This window comes from Alkalihalobacterium sp. APHAB7 (assembly GCF_048323755.1).
In the GTDB taxonomy this organism is placed as follows: domain Bacteria; phylum Bacillota; class Bacilli; order Bacillales; family Bacillaceae_F; genus Alkalihalobacterium.
In genome coordinates this window covers 81006-97379 of the sequence record NZ_JBLWFS010000002.1, presented here as the reverse complement: position 1 = coordinate 97379, position 16374 = coordinate 81006, and the positions used below count along the sequence as shown (strand labels likewise).

Sequence of the window (16374 nt, the reverse complement as noted above, 5' to 3'; positions counted from 1 at the left end):
TCTGAAATTTAGGGGGAATATGATATGTCTAAAAGAGATGCTGTTATTGTATCAGCAGTTCGTACGGCAATTGCAAGACAAGGAGGTGCTTTTGCAACACTTCAAGCTCACGAATATGGAGCAGTCGTTATTAAGGAAGCATTGAAAAGAGCCAATGTGTCAGCAGAAATGGTCGAAGACGTTATCTTTGGAAACGTACTAAGCGGTGGGGGGAATATCGCTCGCCTAACTGCATTACAAACCGGATTATCTCAAGAAATTCCTGGGGTAACAGTTGATAGACAGTGTGGTTCAGGAATGAATGCAATTAACCTAGCAGCGCAAGCAATCAAAGCAGGTGACGGTGATATCTTTGTCGCTGGTGGTACAGAGAGTATGAGTCGAGCACCGTATTTAATGGATCGTCCAACAAAACCATACAGCATGATGCCTCCAAAGTTTAGATCAGCTCAGTTATCTCCGAAAGAAATTGGTGACCCGCCAATGGGAATTACAGCTGAGAACTTAGCTAATAAGTACTCAATTTCTCGTGAAGAGCAAGATGAATACGCTTTAATGAGTCAGCAACGAATGGCAGCTGCGATGGAAGCGGGGTATTACAACGAACAAATCGTTCCTGTCGATATTCCAGTTCGAAAAGGCGAGCCGATTCGTGTTGCTGTCGATGAGCACCCGCGTCCGTCTACAACACTTGAAGGATTACAAAAGCTTCCACCAGCCTTCATGAAAGATGGGACAGTTACAGCAGGAAGCAGTTCCGGATTAAATGATGCTGCTAGTGCTCTCGTAATCATGTCTCGTGAAAAAGCAGAGGAGTTAGGTTTAAAACCGTTAGCGGTTATAAGAGAGTATACCGTTAGTGGTGTCGATCCAAATATTATGGGGATTGGACCCGTACCTGCAACTCGTAAACTATTAAATAAAGCTGGTTTAACAATGGAAGATATCGATTTAGTGGAATTAAATGAAGCATTTGCAGCTCAAGTGATCGCTTGTAACCGCGAGCTGGAAATTGACTTAGCAAAGTTAAATGTCAACGGTGGAGCCATCGCTCATGGTCACCCGCTTGGGGCAACAGGCGCTATTCTGACAACAAAAGCTGTATATGAGCTAGAGCGCCGCAATGCAAGAAGAGCAATAATTACGGCTTGTATTGGCGGGGGCCAAGGAATTGCTACATTAATCGAACGAGAAGTGTAATTAATGGACAAAGGATAGAGGTGCACAATGAGAGTAAAAGATAAAGTAGCAGTTGTGACAGGTGGAAGTAGTGGCATTGGTCGTGCCACTGCTCTTCGCTTAGCAGAAGAGGGAGCTAAGGTCGTTGTGTCTGATGTGAATGAAGAAGCAGGGAAAGCAACTGTTTCTGATATCCTTCAAAAAGGCGGCGAAGCTGAATTCCTGAAAGCTGACGTTTCAAATGAAGAAGATGTAAAAGCATTAATGTCATCTACTTTTGAACGATATGGATCCATTGATGTTGTCTTTAATAACGCAGGGGTTGGAAATCAGCAAAAAAAAATTACCGAAATCGAAACTGATGAGTGGGATCAAGTCGTAAATATAAACTTAAAGGGTGTTTACCTCGGTATGAAACATGCCATTCCATATATGGAAAAAGGCAATGGTGGATCAATCATTAATACATCAAGTGTACTTGGTATTAAAGGAATGAGATACCAAGGTCCATACAATGCTGCTAAGGGTGGAGTTATTACACTAACGAAAAATGCAGCGTTAGAGTTCGGTACAAAGAATATTCGTGTAAATGCAATAGGTCCAGGGGTGATAGATACACCTATCATCAATGACTGGAAAGAAGATGAGTGGAAGTGGAACATTATTTCTAAAGCAAATGCTTTAAGACGCTTAGGCAAGCCTGAGGAAGTGGCCAACGCCGTATTATTTTTAGCATCTGATGAGTCATCGTTTGTAACAGGGTCAACGATAATGGTCGATGGTGGCGGTTTAACTTATTAAATAAGGTTGTAGGAGGAGTTTTGTGATGGAGAAAGTATGGCTCAATCAATATCCAGAAGATATTAAGACAACAGTAGACATCCCTGTAAAAACGATACCGGATATTTTAACAGAAACGACTGAAAAATATCCGCAACATATTGCTTTAACTTTTTATGGAAATGAAATGACATATGAGAAGTTAGCTCAATTATCACAAGCATTTGCTTCCGCATTGCAAGGATCTGGTGTACAAAAAGGTGACAGAGTAGCTATTATGCTGCCAAACTGTCCTCAATTTGTAATCTCCTATTACGGGATATTGACAGCTGGGGCTATTGTGACGCAAGTTAACCCAATGCTTGTCGAACGAGAATTAGCTCATATCTTGATCGATTCTGGAGCAGAAACAATCGTAGTTTTTGATGCGTTGTACCCTCGTTTAAAAGCAGTTCAAGAGCAAACGAAGGTCAAGAATGTGATTGTTGTCAGCTTTGGTGAGCCAGCTTCTTTAGAGGAAGATCTCAGCTTTGAACAATTTCTTAACACAGCAAAAAGCTTCACTCCTCCTAAGTTTGACCCTGAACAGGATGTTGCGGTACTACAATATACAGGTGGAACAACTGGTCGCTCTAAAGGGGCGATGTTGACTCACCGAAATTTAATGGCCAACCTAGAGCAAGTCTATGAATTTTTTAAGAATGACTTTGAAGTAGGGAAAGAACGGACGTTGACCGTTATTCCATTGTTTCATGTCTTTGGAATGACGTCTTGTATGAATCTAGCTATTTATACAGCGGCAACAAATATTTTACTTCCACGCTTTGATTTACAAGAAGTCCTTGAGACAATCAAAAAAGAAAAACCTACTACATTTCCTGGGGTACCGACGATGTACGTAGCTATTACGAACCACCCTAACGCACAAGACTATAGAATTGATAGTATTCGTATATGTAACAGTGGCAGTGCACCGATGCCTGTTGAATTAATGAGAGACTTTGAGTCAAAAACAGGAGCAAAAATTCTAGAAGGTTATGGGTTGTCAGAAACTGCTCCGACTACGCATGTTAACCCAATGTTTTCTAAAACAAAGCCAGGAAGCGTAGGTATCGGTATACCATCAACTGATTATAAAATTGTCGATGTTGCATCCGGGACTGAAGAAGTTCCTACTGGTGAAATCGGTGAAGTGATCATCCGTGGACCTCAAGTAATGAAAGGGTATTGGAATATGCCTGAAGAAACACAGCATACATTACGTAATGGTTGGTTGTATACAGGCGATATCGGAAAGGTAGATGAAGAAGGGTACCTCTATATTGTCGATCGTAAAAAAGATATGATCATTGCTAGTGGCTTTAACATTTATCCAAGAGATATTGAAGAAGTATTATATGAACATGAAGCGGTACAAGAAGCCGTCGTTATTGGTGTACCAGATCCATATCGCGGGGAAACCGTAAAGGCTGTCATTGTATTAAAACAAGGAAGGACAGCAGATGAACAAGATATGATGAAGTATTGTCAAAAAAACCTTGCCGCATATAAAGTTCCAAAAATTATAGAATTCCGTAATGAACTACCTAAAACAAGTGTAGGGAAAATATTAAGACGGACACTTCGCGAAGAACATCAAGAAGATAAGAAAATGTCATAAAAATACCGGATCATGTATGAAGGGAAGTGACACATAGTATGCTATAATGGGAAATTGAATAAAAAGAGATGGTGAGGTTAAGGCCAATGAAAGATAAAATTTTTGAAAAAAGTATAGACCTATTCGGTGAAAATGGATTTTCAGAAACATCCATCCAGCATATTGTGGATGCACTTGGTGTGACAAAGGGTACATTTTATTACTACTTTACTAGCAAAGAACAAATCTTGATGGAAATTCATTTACGCTTTATTAATGATATATTGGCGAAACAAGACGCTATTATTCAAGATCCTAAACTGAATTATCAAGAAAAAATCTATGAGATCATCTATATGTTATTGAAAAATATCGAAGGCCAAGGAAAAAGTGCAAAAATCTTCTTCCGCGAAATGCAAAACTTGTCAGATGAACACCTTACACAAATCTTCGATAAGCGTGATCAATTTCGAATTAAGTTTCAAGAACTAATCGAATTAGGAATAGAAAAAGGTGAATTCCGAAAAGGTCTAGACTCTCATATTGTTGCACTAGGGATTTTAGGAATGGTGAACTGGAGCTATCATTGGTTTGATCCAAGTGGTCCTTCATCCGATATCGCAGTTGCGAAAATATACATCGATCTCGTTCTTAATGGAATAAAAGCTGAATAGAAGTGATAACTCCCTTTTAGGGAGCTATTATAAAACCAACATACTAAACGGTTAGTATAAAAGGAGGAAATACAAGATGAATGTGAATGATATTAAAAATATTACGGTTATTGGTGCAGGTTCAATGGGACACCAAATTGCAATGCTTTGTGCGCTAGGTGGTTATCAAACTACATTACAAGATATTCAGGAAGGTGCTCTCCAAAAAGCTAAAGAAAGTCTTCAGTACCAAATGGCTAAATGGGTGAGCAAAGGTAAGATTAGCCAAGAAGTGTTAGACCAGGCATTTAATAGATTAAACGTTACTACTAGCTTAGAAGAAGCTTCTGTTAATGCAGACTTTGTTATCGAAGCAGTCGTCGAGAAACTTGATGTAAAAAGAGAACTGTTTGAAAAACTAGATCGCTTTACACCTCCACATGCTATTTTAGCGACAAACAGTTCCACAATTATTAACTCTAAGATTGCAGACGTAACTTCAAGACCGGAAAAAGTATGTAATATGCATTTCTTCTTCCCGCCTCTAGTTATGGACTGTGTAGAAGTGGTTATGAGTGATCAAACATCGGAGGAAACAGCACAAATTACAATGGATGTATGTAAGCAAATTAATCGTACAGCTGTTTTACTTAAAAAAGAGATTTGGGGCTTTGTTGCCAATCGCCTATTATTTGCTCTTCATGCGGAAGCAATTAAGCTTTATGAAGAAGGAATTTGTGACTTCAAAGATATTGATATCATTACGAAAAAATCATTAAATCATCCTTTAGGACCATTCGAGTTAATGGATTTATCAGGGATTGATGTAGGGTACTTTGCCCAACAGCAGCATTATAAGGAAACTGGAGATCCAAAAGATAAGCCTGCAAAATGTATAGAAGAAAAAGTAAAAGCTGGTGAGCTAGGAAGAAAAACAGGTAAGGGCTGGTATGATTATGAAAAAGCAGGGGTGAAGAAATAATGGGACAATTAGTATCATTAAAAAAAGAGGCTGGTATTGGAATTGTAACAATTGATAACCCGCCACTAAACGTACTTAGTCAACAAGTGGTTTCAGAATTAAATGAAGTTTTTACAGCCATTGAGAACGATGATGAAGTAGTTACTGTTATTTTAACAGGTGCAGGGAACAAAGCGTTTATGGCGGGAGCAGATATTAAAGAGTTCCCTCAATCCATTGGTCAACCAAACATGAAAGAAAATGTGATGAAAACACATGAAGTACTTAATCATATCGATTTCTTACCAAAGCCGACGATCGCTGTATTAAATGGTCTCACATTTGGCGGTGGGGCTGAGTTAGCGTTAACTTGCGATTTAAGAATTGCTGAAGAGCACAGCCAATTAGGTTTGCCTGAAATTAAACTCGGTATCTTTCCAGGAGGCGGTGGTACACAACGTTTACCACGCTTAGTAGGAGAAGCAAAAGCTAAAGAATTAATGTTCATCGGTGATCCAATTACAGCCGAAGAAGCTGAGAAGATCGGTTTAGTTAATAAAGTAGTACCTAGTGGAAGTGGAATGGAAGCTGCTATGGCTGTAGCTAAGAAAATTAGCGGGTATTCTCTCCAAGCGCTATCAAGAATTAAAAAAGCAGTTGATGAGGGAACCAATATGGAATTTAATGCAGCGATTGAAAGAGAAGCAGAGCTTTTTGCAGAAGTCTTCCAAACAGAAGATGTCCGTGAAGGGGTTCAAGCCTTTATCGAAAAAAGACGTCCAGTTTTCACTCATAAGTAAAGTTTAATTGAATTAAAAAGAGGTGAAAGTTTTTTTCACCTCTTAAATAATCTCAAAGGCTTAATAAGTATTAAATAGTATAAGAAAGAAAGGGGCTCGTTCATGAAACATGAAATTCAAGTGAAGGTGCGGGCTTGTGAAACAGACGCCTTAGGCCATGTTAGTAACATAAGCTATTTTATTTACTTAGAAGAAGCACGAGTGGAATTCTTTAAATTATTTACATCAGATATGGATATGAAAAGCTGGAATTTTATCTTAGCGCATACAGGCTGTGATTTTGTCAATCAAGCATACTTTGATGAAGTATTGACAGTAGCTACTTCTGTGGAACATGTGGGCAATTCTAGTTTTGAAGTGTCACATCACATCTATAATCGTGATCAACAATTAATTGCAAAAGGGAAAGCAATCGTAGTTTACTTTGATTTTGAAGAGCAAAAAAGTAAGCCGATTCCAGAACCAATTAAAGAAAAGTTAAATCAATTTTCGATAAGTACTCCATCTTAAATAACATTGCCTATTATAAATACTGAATTTTCTTAAAAAGGAGGACTTTGGATGAGTTATAAGGATACAATTCCAGTTCGTCAAGGCGAGGAACTAAATCATAAGCAATTAGAGACATACTTAAGAGGTTATGTTGAAGAACTTGAAGCACACTCTCTTGAAATTGAACAATTTCCTTCAGGGCATTCCAATTTAACCTATGCCTTAAAGGCTGGCCCATGGGAGGCAGTGCTTCGCCGTCCGCCGCTTGGTCCAGTAGCACCGAAAGCTCACGATATGAAACGTGAGTATCACATTTTAAAAGAACTTCACCCTCTTTTTCCAGTAGCACCTAAACCGATCGTGTTCTGTGAAGAGGAAGATGTAATAGGCCGGCCGTTTTTTATTATGGAGCGCCGTCGAGGTATCGTCATTGATACGGAATTCCCGTCTAATATTGAAGTGACTCCTGAGATTTGCAGAAGCATTTCAGAAACGATGATTAATACTTTAGTAGACTTGCACAGCGTAGACTATCGCTCTACTAGACTAGTAGAAATGAGTCGTCCCGAAGGCTTCTTAGAACGGCAAGTACATGGCTGGATTGGCAGGTATCATAAAGCAAAAACCGATGAAGTAAAAGGAGTAGAAGAGCTAACGAATTGGTTAGCAAATAACATTCCGACATCACCAGATCCATCCGTTATTCATTATGATTTTAAACTAAATAATTCAATGTTTGCTCATGATGATATAACCAAAATTGTTGGTCTGTTTGACTGGGAGATGACAACAGTTGGAGACCCATTAGCTGATTTGGGCGTTGCTTTAGGATATTGGATTGAAGACAGTGATCCAGACTTATTAAAGATAGGTTTTGGTAAACCACCAGTAACGATCCTTCCTGGATTTATGACAAGAAGTGAAATGGTTGAAGCTTATGCGAAAAGAAGTGGACGCGATGTTTCGGATGTCCATTATTACCTTACTTTCGCTTATTTCAAACTAGCTGTTATTGCCCAGCAAATCTATTATCGATATAAAAAAGGTCAAACGAATGACGCACGTTTCTCAAAGTTTAACTATACTGTTGCCAGTTTAATTCATCATGGACTAACTGTATCGAAAGAGCCGTTCTAGTCAGAATGAGGTGATGTGCATGAGTAAAATTCATGTCGTTTTAAAAAAAGAAGAAGTAAGCAAGGAAAAGGTAGAAGGTAAAATTGCGATTGTATTTGATGTTCTACTAGCTACATCAACCATTACAGCATCGATACACTATGGAGCAAACTGTGTCATACCTGTAATTGATCAAGAAGAGGCAAAGAAAGTGGCCAAAGAAAGAGGTAACGATGATGACGTTTTAGTCGGAGAATATGAAGGAAGAGCAATTGACGGCTTTCTTGTTCCTAATCCGGTCATGATTCGAGATCAAGTGAAAGGGAAAAACGTTATTCTTTCGACGACAAATGGCACAGTAGCTATTCATAAAGCTTCTGGAGCTGACCACGTATATATCTCATCGTTACTCAATTGCAAATCGATTGCTGAAGTGGTCAATGAGCGTCATCAGGATGAAACGATCGTTATTATTTGCTCAGGTTCTTCTAATGAATTTTGCTTAGAAGATTTCTATGGAGCAGGGTGTATCATTGAACATTTACTAGCTGAGGAGGAGTCCAACTGGGAACTTACTGACTCGGCTAAAGCAGCAAAACTATTTTTCTCAGCTTACAAAGAACAAGGAAAGAACGTCTTAAAAGATTCATATGTAGGACAAATGCTCATACATTTTGATTGTGAGGAAGAAATAGACTTTGTTGCGAGCCAAGATATTTTACCGATAGTAGCCGTGTATGATCAAAAAAATAAGAGAGTAGTCAAGGAGGAATAACCAATGGGAGAGACACAAATGAAAGCAATAGGTGGAAGCTTCCTTATCTCATCATTAGAAGCAGATGACTTATTTACACCAGAAGACTTTACTGATGAACAGAAAATGATTGGTCAAACAGCGAGACAGTTCATTGATAAAGAAGTAGAACCTCATAATGAAGCAATTGAAAATCAAGATATTGAAAAAATTGTTTCTCTTCTTCAACAAGCAGGTGATTTGGGTCTTCTGGCGCATAGTATTCCTGAAGCTTATGGTGGATTAGGACTTGATAAAGTCAGTAAAGGTCTTGTCGGTGAAATCGTCGGCAAATCAGGAGGTTATGGAGTCGCTCATTCCAATCATACGTGTATTGCTACTTTGCCAATTACGTACTTCGGGACGAAGGAGCAAAAAGAGAAATACTTACCTAAAATGGCTTCAGGTGAATATTTAGGGGCGTACTGTTTAACAGAGCCTTCTTCAGGATCAGACGCTTTAGCTGCTAAAACAACTGCAACATTAAATGAAGAGGGAACTCATTATGTTCTAAACGGTACGAAGCTCTATATTACAAATGCAGTATTCTCTCAAACGTTTATCGTTTATGCGAAAGTCGATGGAGATAAATTTACTGCTTTTATTGTAGAAAAAGATTATCCTGGACTATCTTTAGGACCAGAAGAAAAGAAAATGGGAATTAAAGGATCATCTACTCGTTCTGTTATTTTTGAAGATTGTCTTGTACCAGTTGAAAACGTACTTGGAGAAATTGGCAAAGGACATGTCATTGCATTAAATGTATTAAATTTAGGCCGTTTTAACTTAGGTTCAGCTTGTATGGGTGGGGCAAAATCAGCCTTGGCATTAGGGATTACTCATACAAATGAGAGAAAGCAATTTGGGAAAAGAATTGCAGAATTTGGAGCAACTAAAGAAAAGGTAGCTAAAATGGCTGCTCGTATCTATGCAGCTGAGACATTGCAGTATCGAACAGCTGACTTATTAGAAAGTGCATTAGGCGGCGTTTACGATACAGAAGATAAACGACTTGTTTCCGAGCGGTTAATGGAGTTTGCCTTAGAATGTGCCATTTGTAAAGTGTATGGGTCTGAAACATTAGATTATGTTGCTGATGAGTCACTACAACTTCATGGTGGAGCAGGCTTCATTAAAGAATATCGAATTGAACAGGCGTATCGTGACTCTCGGATTAACCGAATTTTTGAGGGAACGAATGAAATTAACCGTTTACTTGTCCCAGGAATTTTCTTTAAGAAAGCAGCAAAAGGTGAATTGCCAGCTTTAGAAGCTGTTAATGATGCAATAGAAAGACTAAAGACAGGTGCTGCGACGATTAAAAGTGGTGAGCTCTTAGCCGAACGTCAAGCGGTCCATTCTATTCGCGATACGTATTTAGCCTTAGCTGGGCTTGCTTATCAGAAGTTTGGGGCTAAGTTAGATGATCAACAAGAGTTAGTAATGAAGTTAGCTGATATTGGAATTGAATTATTTGCTGCAGAGTCGGCAGTGTTACGATCGCAGAAAGCGATAGAGAAAAATGGTGCTGACAAAGAGAGATTGAAAGAACAACTAGCAAAATTAGTCACAGAAGAGGCGTTATTAAAAGTTCAAACGTTAGCAAGAGAATTTATCGGTGGCTTAGAAGCTTCAACCGAAAGCGACGGTCTTCTTTCATTAATTACGAACCAACTATGTTCTTACCGCATGGAAAATCGAGTAGCTAGATTCCGAGAAATTGCGTCGTATGTCAATGAAAGCGGTCAGTATACCTGTTAAGTATTTGGAGGAGATAAGATGTCACGATTTGATGGGCAAGTTTGCGTTGTTACAGGTGCAGGCAGTGGGATAGGAAAAGAAACGGCTGTTCGTTTTGCAAAAGAAGGAGCCAAGGTGGTTCTTGTTGGACGAACAGAATCGAAATTAAACGATGTAGTAAAAGAAATTACAGCATCGTTTGGAGAAGGATCTGCTATTCCTTTTCCAACTGATGTGACAAAAGAAGAAGATGTTTTTAAACTAGCACAATTTGTTCAAGATACGTTTGGTCGTCTTGACGTTGTAGTTAATAATGCAGGTGGTTCAGGATCTTCTTCCATTTTAGAAATGGATGTAGAAGAATGGGAGCGGACACAAGATACGAATTTAAAGAGTGTTTTTCTCGTATCAAAGCAACTAGGTAAGGTTATGATCGACTCTAACGTACAACAAGGGTCGATTGTAAATGTAGCTTCATTATCAGGCTATAAAGCAGGGGCTAAAATTCCTCATTATAGTGCAGCAAAAGCAGGAGTGATTAATTTTACGAGAGCGCTTGCAAATGAATTAGCCCCACATCATATTCGAGTCAATTCAGTTTCACCTGGTTTTATAGAAACCCCCTTAACTGAAAAAGGCTTAGAGAATGAGCAATTTACAGCTGCCATAAAGCGAAATACAGCATTGAAGAGAGTTGGGAATGCTGAGGAAATTGCAAATGTAATTACGTTTGTCGCTTCAAGTGAAGCAAGTTATATGACGGGTTCTGATGTATTAGTTGACGGTGGCTGGCTTATTAAATAAAAGGAGGAAAACAAATGGAAAACCAACATTTATTAACTCATATTGAAGCAGGTGTAATGAGACTTACTTTAAATCGACCTGAAGCGCTGAATGCGTTTAGTCCAGAGATGATTACAGGATTAATGAATTCTATTAAAGAAGCGAAGGAAAACCAAGATGTGAAAGTTATCGTTATTAACGGGGCAGGACGTGCATTTAGTTCTGGTGGTGATGTGAAAACGATGGGAAAGGCTTCTGGTGCTCAAGTTTATGAACACATTGGAAAGCTGAATGAACTGATCCTGGAAATTAAATCGTTAGAAAAACCTGTCGTGGCCGCAGTCCATGGTTTTGCCGCTGGAGCTGGATTTAATTTAGCGTTAGCTTGTGATTTATTATTAGCCGCTGATGATAGTAAATTCGTACTTAGCTTTGCACAAGTAGGGCTCATTTCAGACGGTGGAGGTTTATTCTTCCTGCCAAAAGTTCTTGGACCTTATCGAGCAAAGGAATTACTATTTAGTGCAAAACCATTAGAAGCAGCAAAAGCAAAAGAATGGGGTCTAGTAAATGAAATTGTCCCAGTAGAAGAATTAGAGAGTACAGTCGGAGTATTTGCAAAACAATTAGCCAACGGACCGACAAGAGCTATTGGATTAATGAAGAAGATTGTTGATGAATCAGTAAATATGACATTAGAAGATGTATTAAAACGTGAGCAAATCACCCAAACATTAATGGTTACAACCGAAGATCATTTAGAGGGCGTTCAAGCATTTGTAGAAAAAAGAAAAGCAAAATTTACAGGAAAATAACTAGAAAAAGTAGGAGCGTGTAAATAATGAGAGCAATTCAATTTAGCAAATATGGTGGTCCAGAAGTATTAGAAATGGTAGATCTAGAAAAACCAAAACCTGTAGGAAAAGAAGTATTAATCGAAATTAAAGCGATTGGTGTCAATTATGCAGATACAGCTAGAAGAGAAGGGCAGTATGTTGTTCCAACTCCTTTACCTTATGTTCCAGGTGCTGAAGTAGCTGGAGTGATTACTGAGGTTGGAGATGAAGTTAAGAATGTAAAAGTAGGAATGTCAGTCGTAACTCTATTAGGGACAAAAAAATCAACAGGATACGCTGAATATACGATTGCTGATGAGCGTGGGTTAATTCCAATTCCTGATGGTGTTGATTTTAATCTAGCGGTTGCATTACCACTTCAAGGCCTAAGTGCCTACCACATCATTAAATCGATGGGACGCCTAGAAGAAGGAGAAACCGTATTAGTCCATGCTGCTGCTGGAGGAGTAGGGACGATTGCCGTACAGTTAGCTAAACTAATGGGAGCTGGAAAGGTAATTGCTACTGCGAGTAATGATGAGAAACTAGCTCTAGCCAAAGACCTTGGTGCCGATGTGTTAATTAATTACACAGAAGAAGGCTGGGAACAGAAAGTTCTTGAACATACAGACGGTAATGGTGTCGATGTAGCACTTGAAATGGCCGGTGGAGACATTTTCTACAAGACTCTTGCGTGCCTGGCACCGTTTGGTAGAATAGTTGTTTACGGAGTGGCTAGTGGTCAGCAAAGTAAACTCTACCCTTCTTCTTTAATGGCAAAAAATCAGTCGGTTATTGGCTTTTTCTTGCCACAAATGATGCGAAAACCAGAACTGTATAAGCAAAGTCTAGTCGAATTGTTACAATACGTTCAAAGTGGTCAATTGAAACTGCAAATTGGTGGCACATATCCTTTAGATCAAGCAGCAAAAGTACATGAGCTAATGCAGGGTAGACAAACGAGCGGGAAACTTATATTAGTACCGTAGGAATTGGAAGAAAAATGCAGTAAAGTCCTGTTTTAAATTGTAGTAAATTGTCATAAAAAATACAGTGAATCTGTCGTATGAGAAGGGATTAGAACAAGTTTTGTCGTCTAATCTCTTCTTTTTAAAATACTAGTTTACAAATTTTCAAAAGATTTAGTATAATTAACTCAATAATACTAACCGGTAAGTATTATTAGTTTTCTTATATACTAACCGGTTGGTATATAGAAAATATATTAAAAGGGGGTAGACCAAGTTGGAATTATTTTTTCAACAACTATTAAATGGACTCACAACTGGAAGCGTTTACAGTCTTGTGGCTCTAGGGTTAACACTAGTTTTTGGTATTCTACACGTTCCAAACTTTGCACATGGGGCCTTTTACATGGTAGGGGCTTATGTGACATTAACAGTAATGACGGCACTCGGGGTTCATTATTGGGTGGCAATTGCAATATCCGCTCTAGTAATTGCATTATTATCGATCTTAACTGAGCGTTTGGTCTTTAGTAAGCTGGGGACTGCTGACCCATTATCATTAATGATCGCAGCCATTGGTATACTTTTCTTCCTTGAGTCATTTGCTCAATATTTATGGGGGACAGAATATCAAAGAATGTTTACTCCTTATGGTGATACTATCAGTTTATTTGGTCTAACAGTTACATTCCAAAGGGTACTTATTATTATTGCAGCAGTAGTGCTGATGATCTTATTACATCTATTCTTAACTCGTACTATGACTGGGGCTGCCATTGTAGCGATGTCACAAAATCGTGATGGTGCGTTCTTAGTAGGAATAAATGCGAATAAAGTCGCGATGCTCACGTTTGCTATTGCAGGTGCTTTCGCCGCAATTGCTGCATCGTTAGCAGCCCCAATAAATCTTGTATTTCCAAGTATGGGGAACTTAGTAATTATGAAGGCTTTTGTTATTATCATTATCGGGGGGATGGGTAGTATACCAGGAGCAATACTTGGTGGATACATACTAGGCATTGCTGAGAGCTTGGGGGCAACTTACATTTCTGCTGATTATAAAGACATTATCGCTTTTGTATTACTAGTTATCATTCTAACAATTAAGCCTACAGGTATTTTTGCAAAGGGGGTTCATTAATGAAGTCGTTCTTTAATGAAAGAAATACATTGCTCCTTTTGCTGCTAGTCGCAATTTTGTTTCCACTAGTTATTCAAAATAACTACTACATTCAAGTTATGATCTTAGTATTTATTTGGTCAATAGCTGTTTACGGTTTAAACACAATTACTGGTTTTATAGGCCAGCTATCTTTAGCACATGCCGGGTTCTTTGCAATAGGTGCCTATACATTAGGTCTTCTCACTGTTAAAGGAAACATGTATTTCTGGGTAGCATTTGTGTTCGCTATTATTATAGCTTCAGCTATTGGACTTTTAGTTGGTTTGGTTGCACTTCGAACGAAGTCACACTTCTTTGCGATCTATACAATGTCAGTTGGGTTCCTAATTTACTTAATTATTTATAAGGCAGAATTTACTGGCGGGGTTAGAGGTTTAATTGGTATCCCCAATCCGCCTGATTTAGGACCTATCACTTTTAATTCTATGCAGTCTCAATATTATTTAGTTCTATTCTTCTTAGTTTTAACCATTTTCTTTATGAGACGCATGGTAAGATCGTTAATTGGAAGAACGTTTGTAGCGATCCGAAATAGTGATGAGCTTGCTCAAACCTTAGGTATTTCAGTTATGAAAAACAAGTTAATTGCTTTTGTTATATCTGCAGCCTTTGCAGGATTAGCAGGTGCTCTATATGCGTCATATATTCGATTTATTGGTCCAGAAGTTTCTGACATTCATGTAGCTTTTGAAATTCTTCTGTACTTGCTAGTTGGCGGTATTGGAACGTTAACCGGACCGGTTCTAGGAACCTTCATCGTAGTCGTTTTAACCCAAATGCTTCAATTCTTAGAGCAGTATCGAATGCTTATTTTCGGACCAATTGTTGTTCTACTCATTCTTTTTTATCCGCGTGGGATTGTTGGTGGATATCTAATGTGGAAATTTAAGCGACAACAAAAAAATAGAACAAAAACTAAAACTGAATCAACTAAGCAAAAATCAGCATAGGAGGTGCAAGAACATTGCTATTAAAAATAGAGCAACTAACTAAATCATTTGGAGGACTCACAGCAGTAAACCAAGTTGATTTAGATATCGAAAAAGGAAAAATAACAGCTGTTATTGGGCCTAACGGTGCTGGTAAATCGACGTTCTTTAATTTAATTAGCGGCTTCCATTTACCGACATCAGGAAAAATCACATACAAAGGTGAAGATATTACAACGCTTCCGGCCGAAAAAGTGGCACGGCTAGGAATAGGAAGAACGTTCCAAACGACACACTTATTTGAACAATCAACCGTAATTGATAATGTTATTGTTGGTCATCGCTTACGAACGAAATCGGGTTTGTTTGACGCGATTTTCCGAACAAAAAGGGAGAAATTAGAAGAACAAAAGTGTCTTGATAAGGCGATGGAGTCCTTAGAGTTTGTAGGACTTACACACCTTGCCCATTATCCGATCGCATCTATTACTCAAGAAGAAAAAAAGCGAGTAGCTTTTGCGTTAGCTTTAGCAACCGATCCTGAGTTGATTTTGTTAGATGAACCAGCAGCAGGTGTTAATCCAGATGAAACGGACGGTCTAGCAGAGTTGATGAAAAAAATGGTCGATCGTGGGATTACAGTTTGTTTAATTGAACACAAGATGCCAATGATCATGTCTCTAGCAGACAAAGTGGTAGTTCTAAACCATGGTAAAAAGATTGCAGAAGGTACTCCAGAAGAAATTCGAAACAATCAATTAGTTATAGAAGCATATTTAGGGGGGAGTATTGATGCTAAAGCTCACCAACTTAACAGTTAATTACGGAAAATTTGAAGCGTTAAGAGATATTACATTAAATGTAGAACAAGGTGAATTGGTAGTCTTGCTTGGAGCAAATGGGGCAGGGAAAAGTACACTATTTAAAGCGATTAGCGGACTTGTAAAGCCAGTAAAAGGTGAATATCTCTTTAACGGCAATAATGTCATTGGGGTATCTCCTGACAAAATGGTGGCCAGCGGTGTCGTTCAATGTGCTGAAGGCAGAATGTTGTTCCCACAAATGTCAGTCTTTGAAAACTTGAAAATGGGCGGGTTCGTCCATCGAAAAGACAAAGATGGGATGAAAAAATCACTAGAAGAAGTGTATGACTTATTTCCAATTTTAAGAGATAAGAAAGATGATCCCGCAGGTTCATTAAGTGGGGGGCAACAACAAATGGTTGCCATTGGGAGAGCGTTGATGGCCAAACCGAAATTGTTAATGCTAGATGAACCATCACTTGGACTTGCACCACTTATTGTCGAGCAAATGTTCGGAATTATTAAACAAATTAATGAAAACGGTGTCACTGTTTTACTCGCAGAACAAAATGCAAGTGCAGCATTGTCGATTTCCACACGTGGGTATGTCATTGAAAGTGGAAAGATCGTTATGAGTGGCTCAAAAGAAGAATTATTTAATAATGATGAAATTAGAAAAGCGTATATTGGAGCTTAACTGATTACAGTGCCAAGTAAAC

The 16374-nt window shown here is 38.6% G+C and carries 17 protein-coding genes; all 17 read left to right on the top strand.

Annotated features, from left to right (window positions below; genetic code table 11):
• The first annotated feature begins 24 nt into the window (after positions 1-24).
• A complete protein-coding gene (locus tag ACNSTQ_RS02845; RefSeq protein WP_418198338.1) occupies positions 25-1200 on the top strand; it encodes a thiolase family protein in 1176 nt (391 codons plus the stop codon).
• Between the two features lie 27 nt (positions 1201-1227).
• Positions 1228-1980 (top strand): SDR family NAD(P)-dependent oxidoreductase, encoded by a 753-nt coding sequence (locus ACNSTQ_RS02840; protein ID WP_418198337.1) that lies wholly within the window; start codon positions 1228-1230, stop codon positions 1978-1980.
• A 22-nt stretch (positions 1981-2002) separates the two neighbouring features.
• Positions 2003-3619 carry a long-chain-fatty-acid--CoA ligase gene (locus ACNSTQ_RS02835; protein ID WP_418198336.1) on the top strand — a complete coding sequence of 539 codons (1617 nt, stop codon included), beginning with the start codon at positions 2003-2005 and terminating at the stop codon, positions 3617-3619.
• 86 nt (positions 3620-3705) lie between these two features.
• Entirely contained in the window at positions 3706-4272 is a 567-nt protein-coding gene (locus ACNSTQ_RS02830; protein WP_418198335.1) for a TetR/AcrR family transcriptional regulator, read from the top strand.
• Between the two features lie 76 nt (positions 4273-4348).
• A complete protein-coding gene (locus tag ACNSTQ_RS02825; RefSeq protein ID WP_418198334.1) occupies positions 4349-5233 on the top strand; it encodes a 3-hydroxyacyl-CoA dehydrogenase family protein in 885 nt (294 codons plus the stop codon).
• Complete coding sequence (locus tag ACNSTQ_RS02820; RefSeq protein ID WP_418198333.1) at positions 5233-6012, top strand: enoyl-CoA hydratase; 780 nt, start codon at positions 5233-5235, stop codon at positions 6010-6012. Before ACNSTQ_RS02825 ends, ACNSTQ_RS02820 begins: the two co-directional genes overlap by 1 nt.
• A gap of 102 nt (positions 6013-6114) precedes the next feature.
• The gene (locus ACNSTQ_RS02815; RefSeq protein WP_418198332.1) at positions 6115-6522 is read left to right on the top strand and encodes an acyl-CoA thioesterase; all 408 of its coding nucleotides are present in this window, start codon (positions 6115-6117) and stop codon (positions 6520-6522) included.
• A 51-nt stretch (positions 6523-6573) separates the two neighbouring features.
• Positions 6574-7641 carry a phosphotransferase family protein gene (locus ACNSTQ_RS02810; protein WP_418198331.1) on the top strand — a complete coding sequence of 356 codons (1068 nt, stop codon included), beginning with the start codon at positions 6574-6576 and terminating at the stop codon, positions 7639-7641.
• Between the two features lie 19 nt (positions 7642-7660).
• The gene (locus ACNSTQ_RS02805; RefSeq protein ID WP_418198330.1) at positions 7661-8395 is read left to right on the top strand and encodes a 2-phosphosulfolactate phosphatase; all 735 of its coding nucleotides are present in this window, start codon (positions 7661-7663) and stop codon (positions 8393-8395) included.
• 3 nt (positions 8396-8398) lie between these two features.
• Positions 8399-10174, top strand: a complete 1776-nt coding sequence (locus ACNSTQ_RS02800; protein WP_418198329.1) for an acyl-CoA dehydrogenase family protein — start codon at positions 8399-8401, stop codon at positions 10172-10174.
• 18 nt (positions 10175-10192) lie between these two features.
• Complete coding sequence (locus tag ACNSTQ_RS02795; RefSeq protein WP_418198328.1) at positions 10193-10957, top strand: SDR family NAD(P)-dependent oxidoreductase; 765 nt, start codon at positions 10193-10195, stop codon at positions 10955-10957.
• Between the two features lie 14 nt (positions 10958-10971).
• Positions 10972-11751 (top strand): enoyl-CoA hydratase/isomerase family protein, encoded by a 780-nt coding sequence (locus tag ACNSTQ_RS02790; RefSeq protein WP_418198327.1) that lies wholly within the window; start codon positions 10972-10974, stop codon positions 11749-11751.
• Positions 11752-11777: 26 nt separating this feature from the next.
• Positions 11778-12761, top strand: coding sequence for a quinone oxidoreductase family protein (locus ACNSTQ_RS02785; protein ID WP_418198326.1), 984 nt, complete (start codon positions 11778-11780; stop codon positions 12759-12761).
• Positions 12762-13017: 256 nt separating this feature from the next.
• Positions 13018-13881, top strand: a complete 864-nt coding sequence (locus tag ACNSTQ_RS02780; protein WP_418198325.1) for a branched-chain amino acid ABC transporter permease — start codon at positions 13018-13020, stop codon at positions 13879-13881.
• Positions 13881-14873, top strand: a complete 993-nt coding sequence (locus tag ACNSTQ_RS02775) for a branched-chain amino acid ABC transporter permease (protein ID WP_418198324.1) — start codon at positions 13881-13883, stop codon at positions 14871-14873. The genes ACNSTQ_RS02780 and ACNSTQ_RS02775 overlap by 1 nt, the downstream gene beginning before the upstream one ends.
• A gap of 14 nt (positions 14874-14887) precedes the next feature.
• Entirely contained in the window at positions 14888-15673 is a 786-nt protein-coding gene (locus tag ACNSTQ_RS02770; protein ID WP_418198323.1) for an ABC transporter ATP-binding protein, read from the top strand.
• A complete protein-coding gene (locus tag ACNSTQ_RS02765) occupies positions 15645-16352 on the top strand; it encodes an ABC transporter ATP-binding protein (RefSeq protein ID WP_418198322.1) in 708 nt (235 codons plus the stop codon). The genes ACNSTQ_RS02770 and ACNSTQ_RS02765 overlap by 29 nt, the downstream gene beginning before the upstream one ends.
• The last annotated feature ends 22 nt before the right edge of the window (positions 16353-16374 follow it).

Excerpts from the sequence above, each read along its gene's own strand:
- ACNSTQ_RS02845 (WP_418198338.1), top strand. The coding sequence starts at position 25 with ATGTCTAAAAGAGATGCTGTTATTGTATCAGCAGTTCGTACGGCAATT.
- ACNSTQ_RS02840 (WP_418198337.1), top strand. The coding sequence starts at position 1,228 with ATGAGAGTAAAAGATAAAGTAGCAGTTGTGACAGGTGGAAGTAGTGGC.
- ACNSTQ_RS02830 (WP_418198335.1), top strand. The coding sequence starts at position 3,706 with ATGAAAGATAAAATTTTTGAAAAAAGTATAGACCTATTCGGTGAAAAT.
- ACNSTQ_RS02825 (WP_418198334.1), top strand. The coding sequence starts at position 4,349 with ATGAATGTGAATGATATTAAAAATATTACGGTTATTGGTGCAGGTTCA.
- ACNSTQ_RS02820 (WP_418198333.1), top strand. The coding sequence starts at position 5,233 with ATGGGACAATTAGTATCATTAAAAAAAGAGGCTGGTATTGGAATTGTA.
- ACNSTQ_RS02815 (WP_418198332.1), top strand. The coding sequence starts at position 6,115 with ATGAAACATGAAATTCAAGTGAAGGTGCGGGCTTGTGAAACAGACGCC.
- ACNSTQ_RS02810 (WP_418198331.1), top strand. The coding sequence starts at position 6,574 with ATGAGTTATAAGGATACAATTCCAGTTCGTCAAGGCGAGGAACTAAAT.
- ACNSTQ_RS02805 (WP_418198330.1), top strand. The coding sequence starts at position 7,661 with ATGAGTAAAATTCATGTCGTTTTAAAAAAAGAAGAAGTAAGCAAGGAA.
- ACNSTQ_RS02800 (WP_418198329.1), top strand. The coding sequence starts at position 8,399 with ATGGGAGAGACACAAATGAAAGCAATAGGTGGAAGCTTCCTTATCTCA.
- ACNSTQ_RS02795 (WP_418198328.1), top strand. The coding sequence starts at position 10,193 with ATGTCACGATTTGATGGGCAAGTTTGCGTTGTTACAGGTGCAGGCAGT.
- ACNSTQ_RS02790 (WP_418198327.1), top strand. The coding sequence starts at position 10,972 with ATGGAAAACCAACATTTATTAACTCATATTGAAGCAGGTGTAATGAGA.
- ACNSTQ_RS02785 (WP_418198326.1), top strand. The coding sequence starts at position 11,778 with ATGAGAGCAATTCAATTTAGCAAATATGGTGGTCCAGAAGTATTAGAA.
- ACNSTQ_RS02775 (WP_418198324.1), top strand. The coding sequence starts at position 13,881 with ATGAAGTCGTTCTTTAATGAAAGAAATACATTGCTCCTTTTGCTGCTA.
- ACNSTQ_RS02765 (WP_418198322.1), top strand. The coding sequence starts at position 15,645 with ATGCTAAAGCTCACCAACTTAACAGTTAATTACGGAAAATTTGAAGCG.